Raw genomic sequence first — 13,729 nt, 5'->3', positions numbered from 1 at the left:
TAACCTTATAACTGAAAGTTTTTGCTATCTTTGCACCAAAATAATGTTATTTACCAAATTAAGCATTCATTATATAATACTAAATTAAGTAATTAGAATACAGAATCAACAATTCAAAACAAGAATAAATAACAATATAAATACTAAAAAGACAATGGCAGAGAAAAAGTATGGTCATTTTGATGACGCCAATCGCGAGTACGTGATTACCGACCCTAAGACCCCTTGGCCTTGGATCAACTATTTGGGTAATGAGGATTTCTTCTCATTGATCTCCAACACAGCAGGTGGCTACTCCTTCTACAAGGATGCCAAGTTCCGTCGCATCACACGCTATCGTTACAATGGCGTGCCTATGGACAACGGCGGTCGTTACTTCTATATCAAGGATGGTGACACCGTCTGGAACCCTGGTTGGAAACCTTGCAAGACCCCACTCGACTCCTACGAGTGCCGCCATGGCATGAACTACACACGCATCACCGGTAGCAAGAACGGCGTGGAGGCAAGCGTGCTCTTCTTCGTTCCTCTCCACACTTGGGCTGAGGTACAGAAGATGACGCTCAAAAATAATTCCAAAGAAGTGAAATCTCTCAAGGTATTCTCTTTTGCAGAATGGTGCTTGTGGAATGCAGCCACTGACATGGAAAACTTCCAGCGCAATTTCTCTACAGGAGAAGTTGAGGTAGAAGGCTCTACGATCTACCACAAGACGGAATACCGCGAACGTAGAAATCATTATGCTTTCTACACCGTGAATACCGACATTCAGGGCTACGATACCGACCGCGAAAGTTTTATCGGTCTCTATAATGAGTTTGCAGACCCAGAAGCAGTCATGGAAGGAAAACCTCGCAACAGTTTTGCTCACGGATGGAGTCCTATCGCTTCACATTATATCGAAGTTACCCTGCAACCGGGAGAAAGCCGCGACCTGATCTTCCTCTTGGGATACGTGGAGAACGAGCAGGACAAGAAATTCGTAGCTAAGAAAGTGATCAATAAGGAAAAGGCACACGAACTGATGGCTAAGTTCGATACCACTGAAAAGGTGGATGCAGCCTTTGCTGAACTCAACCAGTACTGGGATAACCTGCTGAACATCTTCACCGTAAAGAGCGGAAACGACAAGCTCGACCGCATGGTGAACATCTGGAACCAGTATCAGTGCATGATTACCTTCTGCATGTCCCGTTCAGCAAGCTTCTTTGAGAGTGGTATCGGCCGAGGCATGGGCTTCCGTGATTCCAATCAGGACCTGGTAGGCTTCGTTCATCAGATACCTACTCGTGCCCGTCAGCGCATCATCGATATCGCCAGCACCCAGTTCCCAGACGGTGGCTGCTATCACCAGTATCAGCCTTTGACCAAACGAGGCAACAATGATATCGGTGGTGGTTTCAACGACGATCCTTGCTGGCTGATTTTCGGTACAGTAGCATATATCAAGGAGACAGGTGATTTCTCTATTCTTTCAGAGCAGGTACCTTTCGACAACCAGCCTGGTAGCGAAGTAAGTCTCTTCGAACATCTGAAGATTTCGATGAATCACGTCATCAATAATCTCGGTCCTCACAAGTTGCCACTCATCGGAAGAGCTGACTGGAACGACTGTCTCAACCTCAACTGCTTCTCTTGGGATCCAAACGAGAGTTTCCAGACTACAGAGAATAAGGGTGAAGGTTCCAAGGCAGAGAGTCTGATGATAGCCGGACTCTTCGTAGTAACCGGAAAGGACTACGTGGCTCTGTGCAAGCAGCTTGCCAAGGAAGCAGCAAACTGTCATGAGGGCACGATAGCAGGACTCGCCGAGGAAGACTATCTCGTAGAAGCCGAGCGCATGCAGCAGGCGGTGGATGCGATGAACGAAGCCGTAAAGCAACATGGTTGGGATGGAGAATGGTTCCTCCGTGCCTATGATTTCTTCGGAAACAAGATAGGTAGCGATGAGAACGAGGAAGGCAAAATCTTCATCGAGAGCCAGGGCTGGTGTACGATGGCTGGTATCGGTCTGGAAGACGGACTCTGCGACAAAGCTTTGGATAGTGCCAAGGAGCGATTGGAATGCGAGCATGGTATGGTGCTCAACAACCCTGCCTATACAACCTATCATGTAGAAATGGGCGAGATTTCTTCTTACCCAGAGGGTTACAAGGAGAATGCCGGAATTTTCTGCCACAACAATCCATGGGTCATCATTGGTGAAACGGTAGCCGGACGTGGCAACGATGCTTGGAAGCACTACACCAAGATACTTCCAAGTTATGTAGAGGAGAAATATCAGACCTTACACAAGGTGGAACCATACGTAAACTGCCAGATGGTAGCAGGTAAGGATGCAGCCAAACCTGGCGAGGGCAAGAACTCTTGGTTGACGGGTACAGCCGCATGGATGTGGTACACCGTGAGCGAGTTCATCCTGGGCATCAAACCAGACTACGAGGGCTTGAATATCGACCCTTGCCTGCCAAGCACGGCCAAGGAGTATGAGGTAACCCGCAAGTTCCGTGGCGGTGAGTATCATATCACCGTGAAAAACCCAGAGGGCAAGGAGAAGGGAGTGAAGCAAATCATCGTAGATGGCAAACCTATTGAGGGTTGCGTCATCCCTTGTCAAGCAGGCAAACACGAGGTAATCGTAGAGATGTAAATTGCCCAAAACTCATAAATACATATAAAATCGGCAAAATAAGCAAACGTTTATTTTGCCGATTTTCTTATTTTTTATACCTTTGCGGCAAATTAGAAATAAAAAATGAGATGAAGAAGATTTTATACTTTGTAACAGTCCTAACTGCCACTGCCTTTATCACAACAACAAATACAAGTTGCAAGTATGCTCCCGACCAGCATGATGGCGACACGGTAGCTGCCAGCGAATTTTATCCAGAGGACACAACTGCCGCTCATGCCAAGAAGATGGCGAAGATAGCAGCCATAAAAGCAAGCAAGGATAGTGTAGGCATATATTATGTAGGAAGCGGTTCCACCAAAGACCAGATTCAGCTTGTCTCCTACCCTTCCCGTCGTGACACCTTATTATATAGTAAGACCCGGCACGTAAAAGTAAAGGGAAGTGCAGACATCGACCACGTGGTTCGTGTGGATTTCTATCTGCTTAATGGCAAGGATTCGCTTGTGAAATACGTGGAGGAAGTGGTGCTCAAAACAAATCATTGAGCACCACTTCGTTCTGGGCAATGCCCGAATACATGTTGCGCTGAAGACCATAACTGCTGATAAACGTCAGCTGTATGGACTTCCTAGTTTTCGTTTCTTCCATAAAACGGGCAATTTTGTTTCTCAAAATCTTATCATAATCCTTATTGATGGCAAACTCTCCTTCCGAGAATTTCATTTCACATAGATTGATGGTGTTGTCACCACGCTCTATCACCATATCTATCTGAGCGGCCCGCTCATCAGCCTCCCCACTACTCTTGCTCCGCCATGAATATAAATTGGTGGATACACCAGCAATACCCAACCGCTGCTTGACCTGAGAGATATGATTCATCGCCAATATCTCGAATGAAACTCCTGCCCAGGCATAGAAACGGGGCGTGCGCTGCAACTTGCTCCAATACAGAAGATTCCGGAACGAACTGTCTCGCAGAAAACGAAAATAAAACAAGGTGAAGAAATCCACCAACTGATAAAGAGATTTTCGGGTAGAACATCCGAAGTTGACATATTTTCTGATAAATCCGCACGATTCCAGATTGTCAAGAATCGTGGTCAATGTCTTGCCTGATTTCATCTGGGCTGCATTAGCTATTTCTGTGCGAGTCATTCCATATCCACGCTTATTCAGGCACTCTACTACCTTGACATATGCCTCAGAATCCTTGAACAGGGAGCGATAGAGTATCGAAAACTCATTATACAACTGACCGTTGGGATTGAACAGTATACGGTCTATATTCTGCGCTAAACTTAACCGCTCGTCCAAAAGATTAAGATAGTATGGGATGCCTCCCAATATCATGTAAAGCTCTGCCATCTCGTATCTTGACAGCATCATCCCCTTGGTCTTCAGAAACGTTTCCGATTCTCCAAGAGAAAAAGGTTGCAGGAATAGACGATGGGTAAGACGACCATAAAGTCCACCATGATTATTGATGAGTTTGTCCATCATCCAGGAAGTGGCAGAGCCACAGACTATCAGAACGATGTCGCGACGTGCCGAAGCCCATCCATTCCAGAAGTGCTCCAAGGCAGAGATAAAGTCAGAACCCACAGTATCCATCCAAGGCAGTTCGTCGAGAAAAACCACCTTGCGTTCTACTTGGGACAGAGAATCGAGATAAGAAATCAGCATCTCAAAGGCATCGAGCCAATCATGGGGCAGCGATGATACTTTCCGGTCATAACGACGAAGTGTATAAAAGAAGTTTTTCAACTGTTCCTGAGTGTTTCCTCCTGCCAGTCCGGATGCTTGAAAAACCATTTCCTGCTCAAAATATTCACGCACGAGAAACGTTTTCCCCACTCTGCGGCGTCCGCATATAGCCACAAATTCAGACTGCCTTGACTCATATATGCGAGCCAAGGTATCCAGTTCACTCTTTCTGCCTATGATATTGTTCTTCATTTCCTTTTCTCCTGCTTTAATTTCTAACCATTTGCAAAAATAGCAAGAAAAAAGCAATTATTGGCTATTTCTCACATAACTTTTAGCCAATAATACCTATTTTTAAGCATTATTGGCAAAAGCAAGCGGTACATTTAGCCAATAACCATAAAATTAGCATAAAAAAGCTAGCGCTTATCAGAAACGCTAGCCTTTTTCGTATTTTATCTAACCTGAATTTCAAATCGCTTAATAGCCTATCAACTATAAACTAAGCCTAAGCCTAAACTATCAACTAATCATAAAATCCTGGCTGTTTGTACTCAATACCGAGTTCATCATCCACGGTGGCGATGACGCCCTGAATCTGACCCATGGCAAACATACGACCCAGAAGGGTGTAACCGGCATTGTGTCCGTGGTTGCTCTCATCGAATACGCCGCCAGGCTCATCGGTGAAGGTCATACCATGGTCCACTCTCATAGGGAGACGACGACCAGAATTGCACTTGCCTTCCTGCTCTGCCTTCTCGAAGATACGGCAAAGTTCGATGAGATGACCACGACCACCTAAGTGAGAAGCCTCTGTGAAGTTGCCATTAGGGAAGATGTAGCAGGAACGAAGGTGAACGAAGTGAGTGCGATCGGCGAACTGCTTAGCCATTGCCACACAGTCGTTGTGCTCACCGGCAGAGAATGAACCAGCACAGAAAGTCAAACCATTGTGCTTATTTGGCACAGCATCCAACATCCACTGGATATCCTCTGCACGACCAATGATTCTTGGCAATCCGAATACTGGATAAGGAGGATCATCAGGGTGAACACACATATTGATATCGTACTCATCGCAGATAGGCATGATGGCCTCCAGCCAGTATTTCATGTTCTCCTGCAGCTTCTTCTTGTCAATGCCATCATAGAGTTTCAAGAGATCGCGGAACTTCTGTACAGGAGCAGCATCACCCTCGCTGAAATTACCGGATACAAAACCCTGGGTCTTGATGATGATGTTCTCTACCAAAGCATGATCCTGCTCTGGCGTAGAAGTCTTCTTGATTTCATCAGCCTCAGCCACGAGGTCTCTGCCCCACTTGTGTTCCTTAGAGAACTCTGCCCAATCCTCACGGGCGCCTTCACGCTGCAGGATATAGATATCGAAGTAGGCAAACTCGCCCCAGTTCATATAGAGGTTATTGGCTCCGTTAGGATTGTCGTGAGACAAATCGGTACGTGCCCAGTCCAAAACCGGCATAAAGTTGTAGCAGATGCACTTGATGCCTTCCTCACCTAAGTTGCGGAGACTCTCCTTATAAACCTCAATCTGATGATCACGGTCAGGACCGCCATATTTCAAGGTTTCAACCACAGGCAAAGACTCTACCACGCTCCATTTCATACCGTAAGATTCAATGTACTCCTTGAGTTCATGAATCTTCTCACGTGTCCAAACCTCGCCCAGAGGAACATCGTGCAATGCGGTAACGATGCCCTCAACACCTATCTGTTTCAACTGTGCAAGCGTAATCTTATCTTTCTTGCCAAACCAGCGCCATGTTCTTTCCATATATTATATAATGTATAAGTTTGAAAATGAATTATCTCGCAGAAACATACTTATGCAATGTCTGTCTTACTGCACCCTTGCCGGCAAAGAGTTCCTTCACCATGCCTTCTATCTGCTCTCCGAAACCTGCTTCGTAGAGATCGAGACCAAATACATCCTTACGGGTATAGAGATTCTTGAGACAAGAATAGTCCTGATCTGCCTTGCCTACTTCCAGAGGAGCTACAATAGCCTGAAGTTCAGCCAACAATGGGTCGGAAGAAGGCTCGAATGGTTTCAGATTGTCATCCAAAGCCTTGAGATAACGGGCATAACCAGCTAATACCAATGGAATCAATACGAGATTACTCTTGTCAAGACCGCGAGCGATATACTTTTTGATGGTTTCACCGAAGCGGATAGAGAGTTTCTGACTGGTATCGGTAGCGATACGCTGAGGAGCATCTGGCATGAATGGGTTTGGCAGACGCTTATTGATCACGGTACCGATAAACTCGTATGGATTCAAGACTCCTGGGTCTGTTACCACAGGCATCGCCTCGATATAACCCATCTTCTGGATGAAGGCACGCAGGTCCTCATCAGCCATCTCGGCAGAAATCAAAGTATAGTCGAGCATGCAACCATAGATAGACATGGCAGTATGCAGTGGGTTCAGACAGGTGGTTACCTTCATGGTCTCTACCTCATCTACCGTCTTGCGGGTGGTATAGAGTGCACCGCCCAACTCCAATGGTGGACGACCATTGGTATAAGTATCCTCACAAACGAGATACTGCACCTCCTCAGCATTCACAAAAGGAGCTGTAAAAGTATGTTTTTCGGTGATGATGGTTTCGTTGTCCTCAAAGCCATCCTCTGCCAGCATCGCCTGCACTTTCTCATGAGGACGTGGAGTGATCTTATCTATCATAGACCAAGGGTATGTAACCTTGCTGCTATCGTTGATATAATCCAGGAAACCAGCCTCTACGATGCCATCCTTTACCCAGCGCTCAGCATAAGCCTTCACACCAGCCTTTACATGATCGCCATTGTGAGAACAGTTGTCAGTAGATTGAAGGGTGATAGGTAACTTACCTGCCTTGTATCTTTCATAAAGGAGGGCAGTCAACTTACCCATAGCAAATACTGCATCGAGACCACGAGCCAAATCGGCATCATTGAAAGAATATCCCTTCTCGGTGATGGTGAAAGTTACCATCTGCAGACTTGGAGCCTGGAAGATCTGAACCAGACGAGCCCAGTCTTCACCAAACTGCTTGTCGGCTTTGAGACTCTCTGTGATAGAAGCGATGACCTTCTTCTCAATGGTTCCATTAGACTGGAGGCTTACGAGAAGAGAGAGGTTATTGTAAGGACGATAAGCCTTATCGATAATTTCATAGTCAAAACTTTCAACCACGATGACACCATGGTCATACTTACCCGTGTTAAGTGCATCGTTGAGGATAGCAGCAGGGAACGCACGGAAAATGTTACCTGCGCCAAAGTGAACCCAAGTAGGCTCATCATGAGTCTTCTTGGCTACAGCAGCGATGTCATACTGAGGAAGCTGATAACCTTTCGCCTCCCATTCTTCAGCATTAAAATTGTTAGAAAGAATGTCGTTTAGTTTCATATTGAAATCCTTTTGATATTGTTTTATGTATATTTACTCCTATATATTATGTACCATATATTACGTATATATGGATACATATACTCATCATTGATCGTCAAAGCAACACATTACATGTCGGATTGACTTGGGCAAAAGTACAAATTAAATCGGAAAATCATTTCTTTTTCTGAGATTATTTTCGAAGTTTGCACAATTTACCATACAAATTGAACAATTTGAAATGTTTCTGTTACATGAGATTATACGACAATGCCTCAAAAGGACAGCAAAACACCCCTTTATCGGAAGAAAAAACAGCCTACAAAAAGCACATTTTATTCCTCCAAAGCCTTCAGTTGCTTCTTCGGAGTTACACCGAGTCCTTTCAGACTTTCTACCCTTCGCATCACATTTCCGGCGCCATCATAAAGTTGCTTTTTAGCCTTATCAAAGGTTCCAGAGAGTCTGGTAATTAAATCACCTATACTGGTAAAAGTATCTTCAAAGACAGCAACTTTATCATATAAATCGGCAGCAGTCTTAACTATTTTCTCCACGTTCTTATTCTGGCGATCATATTGCCAGAGATTATAAGCGAGTTGTAGCGCCATCAAGAGGTTGCTTGGAGAGATAATAATGATTTTCTTCTGATAAGCATAGCGACTCAACTCCGGTTGTTGTCTCATAGCAGCGATATAACTGGTTTCATTCGGAATGAACATCAGCACAAAACCGATGGCATCCTCTACCAGTTTGGAATAATCCTTCTCAGACAATTCATCAATATGATTGCGAACACTCTGTGCATGTGCCTTCATCAATCTTTCTCTCTCAGCATCATCCTCAGCAGCAAGGGCATTTGTATAGGCAGTAAGCGAAACCTTAGAGTCGATGACCACACTTCTTCCTTCAGGGAATCGGACGATGACATCCGGACGGAAATTCTTGCCATTCTCGTCCTTGGTGTTTTCCTGGATAAAGAACTCCTCGTCTTTTCTCAATCCGCTATTCTCCAAGATGGTTTCCAAGACCATTTCTCCCCAGTCACCCTGCATCTTACTATCTCCCTTCAATGCCTTGGTGAGATTGGCTGCATCAGAACCAATCTTGGACGTTTGCTCTTTCAGACTCAATACAGCCTGCTGCTGTTCCTGCTGAAAGAGTTTCATCGTAGCCTCGAAGGTATTCTGCAATTCTTTCTTGTTTACTTCGTTCTGGGTCTTGCTCTCCTCCACCGATTTCTTGAAATCAGCAAACTGTTCCTTGATAGGTTTCAAGAGTTCATCCATCTGCAGACGGTTGTTTTCCTGCAAAGCCGATTGCTTGGCAACCAGTTGTTCCGCTGCCACCCGCTGCTGCTCGATATTCATCCGCTGCATCTCCTGCTTGAGGTTTTCGAGTTTCTGCGCCCACTGCTGGTCGCTCTCTGCCCGAAGTTTCGCAGCATACAATCGTTCATTCTCCATTTGAGCTTTCAAGGAATGAACCTCAGAAGCATGAGAATCCTTCAAACCTTTCATCTCAGAAGCATGATGTAGTTTATCCTGCTCAATGTTAGCCGCCAGTACCTGCACTTTTGCTATCAGTTGTGTTTTTTCCTCTCCACCAGTTTTAGCTTCCATCAGCTTGCCAACAACAAATCCGATGACAAGCCCTATGATGATTCCGATTACTATTTCCATTGTTTTTGAATTTTTCTAAAAATCTACAATTATTACGTTTTGCAAAAATAATGTTTTAAAAGCATAATGCCAAATTTCCAAGGAGATTCTTGTAGTTATTTAACTTATTCCTTACATCCACACTCACCTTGACTATATCCCCTGGAGCGAACTGATTTTGGTTTACTTTTTATGCCTTGAATATTCTCTGCTGCACACTGCGCAACAGAACTTAAAGTTTAATTTTGCTGAAAATATCTTGCACTTTAAAAGAAAAACTGTATTTTTGCAGCCATACAATTCATAAAACATAACGATTATGAAAAAAGAAATAAACAATTCTTTCGAGAATGTAGAGAAGAGAGCCAGCAAGCTGCCTTCTGAGTGTACCACCATCATCGTAGGCGAAGAGCAGAGTGCAGATGGCGCCAAATACCTTTGCCGTTCCAGCGACTTCGATGCGCTGATGGCCATCAACATCGAAGTACATGAGGATACAAAGTTTGGCTCTGAGGAATTTGTGGCAAAGGACAGCAAATTCCGCTGTCCACTGCCTAAGGAGGCTTTGGGATATACAGGATTGCCAGATTACCAATTCCCTGGCGAATGGGGAAGCGCAGGATTCAATACGGCTGGCGTGGGCATGAGTTCAACAGAGACCATCTTTTCAAGCGATAAAGCACTTGCCTTTGACCCATACGTGAAGAATGGACTTGCCGAGAACTGCACCTACAATATCGTTTTGCCATACGTTCACACCGCTCGTGAGGGAGCTGCACGCTTGGGCAAGCTCATCGAGCAATATGGTTCGGCAGAAGGATTCGGCATCGGATTCATCGACGACAAGGAGATATGGTATCTGGAGAATGCTTGCGGACATAAGTGGTTGGCTTGCCGTATGCCAAAGGACCAGTACTTCGTTACCGGTAACCAAAGCCGTTTCCGTGATTACGCACCAGAGGACAAGGAGAACTTCATGGCAGCACCCGACTTGATAGAGTTTGCCGAGAAGAATGGTCTTTACGATCCAAATGATGCCGAGGCAGAGAAAGACAAGCATGGTAAGGCGAAGTTCGATTTCCATAAGGCATACTCTCGTGATGAGGAACTCGACACCACCTATAACTATCCACGTGTATGGGGTTTACAGCAGATGTTCTCACCAGCCATCCAGAATGATGTCACCAAGAATACCTTCCCTGTCTTTGCCAAGGCTGCGCATAAGATCTCGCTCACCGACCTCCGCACCGCCTTCCGTTTCCATTATGACCATACCGATCATGATCCATATCTGCATGAGAATGGAAAAGAGCCTTATCGCCCAGTATCTATCTTCCGCACCACGCAGACCCACATCATCCAGGTAAGAGAGGATTTGCCTCATGCCATAGGTCACATCACCTACGTCGCATTCGGCATGGGCGACCTCAGCGTCTTCCTCCCACTCTACCAGGGAGTAAAAACCTTCCCTGAGCTTTACACCCATGTGGCTAATGGCAGATGCAAGGACGACAGTGCCTACTGGCGTTTCCGCAAGGTGATGACACTCGGCATGACCGACTATAAAGCCTTCGCTCCTATCATCAAGGATGCTTACGCCAAGTTGGAGGCTGAGAACGACCAACGTCAGAAGGAGATGGAAACAGAGTACTTGAAGCTTTACAAGGAGAGCCCGATAAAAGCCCAAGACCTCTTGCAGCACTTCTCAGATGAGGTTCTGAGCCACGCCATCGAAGTGGCAGATGAATTGGTGGAAGAACTCTTTACTCGACTCACGGAGAAGATTCAAAAGGAATACCTCTTCCACGGAGCATAAAGGAATACAAATGAGCATAAAAACGTAGTAAGCTTCATTCACCATCGAAACTTACTTCAATCAACAAAGAAGCCTGCTTCAACACGCATTGAAGCAGGCTTCATTATTTTCATATAAATATATTTTTCAATAATGCTCTTCTCATGATTTGACGTTCATACATTACTTAACAACAACCTTCTTACCAGCTACGATGTATATGCCAGAAGAAAGATTGCTCATATTATTACGGGTGCCCACGCGTTGCCCGCTCAGGTTATAAACAAACCCATCGTTTTGAACCGCAGCGTCCTCTTGTCTTGTCACGTTCTCTATGGCTGTCGTAGAAGAATCACCATCAAAGCTGAACGAGAGCGCCTTGGCATTGCCTTGTGCATCTGTTATGGTGATATACCAACTTGTACCCACAAAGCTGTTCCAGTCAGAACTAAGATGATACATATTACCGTTATTTACCACGTATGCATTACGAGGAGCTGCACCTGGGTCGTAATAGAAGCCATGGAACTGAACCTTATCACCAGCAGAAGTTTTATCTTCTATTGTCACACCATTACCTTTAAATGTAGGAGGAACAACACCCTTTACCTGATAGATAGGTCCATTTACCTTTACCGTGGTTTTGTTACCAAAAGGGAATGTGTATTCATCAGCCTTTGTCTTGATATCGGCCTCCTTGCCCACCTTGATGATATAAGGCTTGCCAGCAACGATACTATCCGTATCAAGATTAACAGTCTTGAAATAGACACAGTTTTTTTCCACCCTGTCAAAGACACTGAGTTGCACCCCCTGGTCGCCTCCGAATGTCTGTTTTACCTGGTCGCCCGTCAGTGTGCAAGGAAGAATAAGGCTTTCCCACTTGCCCACGTGGAAGTAGCGGCGTATATTGTAAGTAACGGGGAACTTATACTGGTCAGGACCCGCAGGATTGCGGTTGATGCCACTTGGAGTGTCGTAATCATCGGTGCTCTTGGTTGTGGTAAAGTCATCGGTGCTTGTGTTCGTAGCATCGAGATACCACTGCCTGTCTCCCATATAGAAAAGTTGGAAATTGTCAAAAAAGGCATAGCCTCCCTCGTTGGCTCTCTTGCCAGCACCGATGTAGAGAGTACCCGTCGTTGAGCCTTTATCCGCCTTTACGAGGACTGCTACACTGTTGTCGTACTTACGACTGTCCACATCCTTGTCTTCATAAGGATTGCTCTCTGCGAATATTTTACCGGCATTGACACAATGCTTGATAGAATAATCCACATAACCATTCTTGCCATCCGCTGTTACTTCGGCACCATGATAGGTCATATTCTGCATCGAATCCCAGTCATCGGATTCAATGGTCTTCAGTGCTGTCTGATTGCTTATATCCGTATAGTCTTGCGAGGCAAAAACAAAAGAAGTGTTGTCCTTGTCGTTCTTATCATTAGGATTAAAATAAAAACCTTGGCAATTGACACGATAAAGACCCGGCTTCAATTTTGTAATTTTCTGAATCAAATAATTGCCTTTTTGATTTTCAGAACTGCCTTCACAGCCTACCCAAGCCGTCATATACGCCAGGTCTTCCACATTATCCTGCTTATTTGGGAAAACATAGGTATCATAGTTTCTGTCGTAACGGAACTGCCAAACATTGTTCTTTGACTTTGTATTATAATCACCTTTCAAATCAAAAGTACCATCAATACCTTTGTTGTTTCGTTCGAAACGAGCATCCCGCACAAGACCAGATACATTGATATACTTTTTATTCTGGCTATTAATGACCTTACGGTAGTCCTCTTTCTTGATGAAATAGAACGTCTCAGCCTGACTTTTGTCCGTAGTAACCACCAGGAATTTCTTCTGTGAATTAGGATCTGCGTAATAACTCAGGTAATAATCTCGCACTGCATTATCGCTATATTTCTGATTGTCGCTCCACGTAGAATAGATTTGATAACCATTCTTGGTATCAACAGACTTAATATGCCATTTAATCCTCTCGGGAGAAGGATATGTACCATCATCATGGGTATTGTTAATTCCACGATCCACATACAAATAAATGGACTTCATAGATTCATTTTTCGGATCAGTAAGAAAGATGCGCTGATCAGTATCCATGAGAGGCTCTACACCAAGATAGTCGGCATTTCCAGTTCCTTGAGAAGTTGTAGGGTTATTCACCCATGAGTGGATGTAATAACGATCTTTAGTATCGTCGGCGACCTTCTCTACATAGAAGTACATACCCACTTCTGCCAGAATAGGCTGCGCTCCATAGCGGCCACCCACTGTCACAAACTTGTTGTGACCTTTTGCATACAAATATATTTTGTTCGGATCAGCCGAAGTGCTGACAATTGTCTTTAAACTCTCATTATTAGCAGACCAGTCTATTTTCTCTACACTAATTCTATCCTTCTTATCGTCAGCAAAAGACGACAAGGACATCAAGATGCACAAGACAAGCACCGAAATTCTGAAAAAGAGTTTCATCTTATAATTTTTTAATACATTATCAATA

The 13,729-nt window shown here is 44.7% G+C and carries 8 protein-coding genes; 3 read left to right on the top strand and 5 right to left on the bottom strand.

The features are described 5' to 3' along the window. Positions 1-154 precede the first annotated feature (154 nt). Positions 155-2,650 (top strand): GH36-type glycosyl hydrolase domain-containing protein, encoded by a 2,496-nt coding sequence (locus KUA50_RS00095; protein ID WP_218457097.1) that lies wholly within the window; start codon positions 155-157, stop codon positions 2,648-2,650. Between the two features lie 110 nt (positions 2,651-2,760). After that, on the top strand, positions 2,761-3,180 hold the full coding sequence (locus tag KUA50_RS00090) for a hypothetical protein (RefSeq protein ID WP_218457098.1): 420 nt from the start codon (positions 2,761-2,763) through the stop codon (positions 3,178-3,180). On the opposite strand, the gene KUA50_RS00085 is transcribed toward KUA50_RS00090, so the two are convergent. The 4 genes from KUA50_RS00085 to KUA50_RS00070 form a co-directional block, all read right to left on the bottom strand. Next, a complete protein-coding gene (locus tag KUA50_RS00085; protein WP_218457099.1) occupies positions 3,164-4,594 on the bottom strand; it encodes an AAA family ATPase in 1,431 nt (476 codons plus the stop codon). The genes KUA50_RS00090 and KUA50_RS00085 overlap by 17 nt on opposite strands. A gap of 274 nt (positions 4,595-4,868) precedes the next feature. Next, positions 4,869-6,140 (bottom strand): mannonate dehydratase, encoded by a 1,272-nt coding sequence (gene uxuA, locus KUA50_RS00080; protein ID WP_218457100.1) that lies wholly within the window; start codon positions 6,138-6,140, stop codon positions 4,869-4,871. 31 nt (positions 6,141-6,171) lie between these two features. Beyond that, positions 6,172-7,761 (bottom strand): mannitol dehydrogenase family protein, encoded by a 1,590-nt coding sequence (locus KUA50_RS00075; RefSeq protein ID WP_218457101.1) that lies wholly within the window; start codon positions 7,759-7,761, stop codon positions 6,172-6,174. 317 nt (positions 7,762-8,078) lie between these two features. Continuing rightward, a complete protein-coding gene (locus KUA50_RS00070) occupies positions 8,079-9,425 on the bottom strand; it encodes a DNA recombination protein RmuC (protein ID WP_218457102.1) in 1,347 nt (448 codons plus the stop codon). A 298-nt stretch (positions 9,426-9,723) separates the two neighbouring features. Between KUA50_RS00070 and KUA50_RS00065 the strand changes: the two genes are divergently transcribed. Continuing rightward, entirely contained in the window at positions 9,724-11,220 is a 1,497-nt protein-coding gene (locus tag KUA50_RS00065; protein ID WP_218457103.1) for a C69 family dipeptidase, read from the top strand. Between the two features lie 162 nt (positions 11,221-11,382). On the opposite strand, the gene KUA50_RS00060 is transcribed toward KUA50_RS00065, so the two are convergent. Further along, positions 11,383-13,701: a hypothetical protein gene (locus KUA50_RS00060; protein WP_218457104.1), complete on the bottom strand. Its 2,319-nt coding sequence runs from the start codon at positions 13,699-13,701 to the stop codon at positions 11,383-11,385. Positions 13,702-13,729: the final 28 nt, after the last annotated feature.

Source organism: Segatella hominis, assembly GCF_019249725.2.
Taxonomy (GTDB): Bacteria; Bacteroidota; Bacteroidia; order Bacteroidales; family Bacteroidaceae; genus Prevotella.
The sequence above is the reverse complement of the archived record's forward strand: the minus strand, read 5'-3'. Positions and strand labels throughout refer to the sequence as shown.

What these genes read in the sequence shown, in the direction of transcription:
- KUA50_RS00095 (WP_218457097.1), top strand. Translation starts at nt 155, where the DNA reads ATGGCAGAGAAAAAGTATGGTCATTTTGATGACGCCAATCGCGAGTAC.
- KUA50_RS00090 (WP_218457098.1), top strand. Translation starts at nt 2,761, where the DNA reads ATGAAGAAGATTTTATACTTTGTAACAGTCCTAACTGCCACTGCCTTT.
- KUA50_RS00085 (WP_218457099.1), bottom strand. Translation starts at nt 4,594, where the DNA reads ATGAAGAACAATATCATAGGCAGAAAGAGTGAACTGGATACCTTGGCT.
- uxuA (WP_218457100.1), bottom strand. Translation starts at nt 6,140, where the DNA reads ATGGAAAGAACATGGCGCTGGTTTGGCAAGAAAGATAAGATTACGCTT.
- KUA50_RS00075 (WP_218457101.1), bottom strand. Translation starts at nt 7,761, where the DNA reads ATGAAACTAAACGACATTCTTTCTAACAATTTTAATGCTGAAGAATGG.
- KUA50_RS00070 (WP_218457102.1), bottom strand. Translation starts at nt 9,425, where the DNA reads ATGGAAATAGTAATCGGAATCATCATAGGGCTTGTCATCGGATTTGTT.
- KUA50_RS00065 (WP_218457103.1), top strand. Translation starts at nt 9,724, where the DNA reads ATGAAAAAAGAAATAAACAATTCTTTCGAGAATGTAGAGAAGAGAGCC.
- KUA50_RS00060 (WP_218457104.1), bottom strand. Translation starts at nt 13,701, where the DNA reads ATGAAACTCTTTTTCAGAATTTCGGTGCTTGTCTTGTGCATCTTGATG.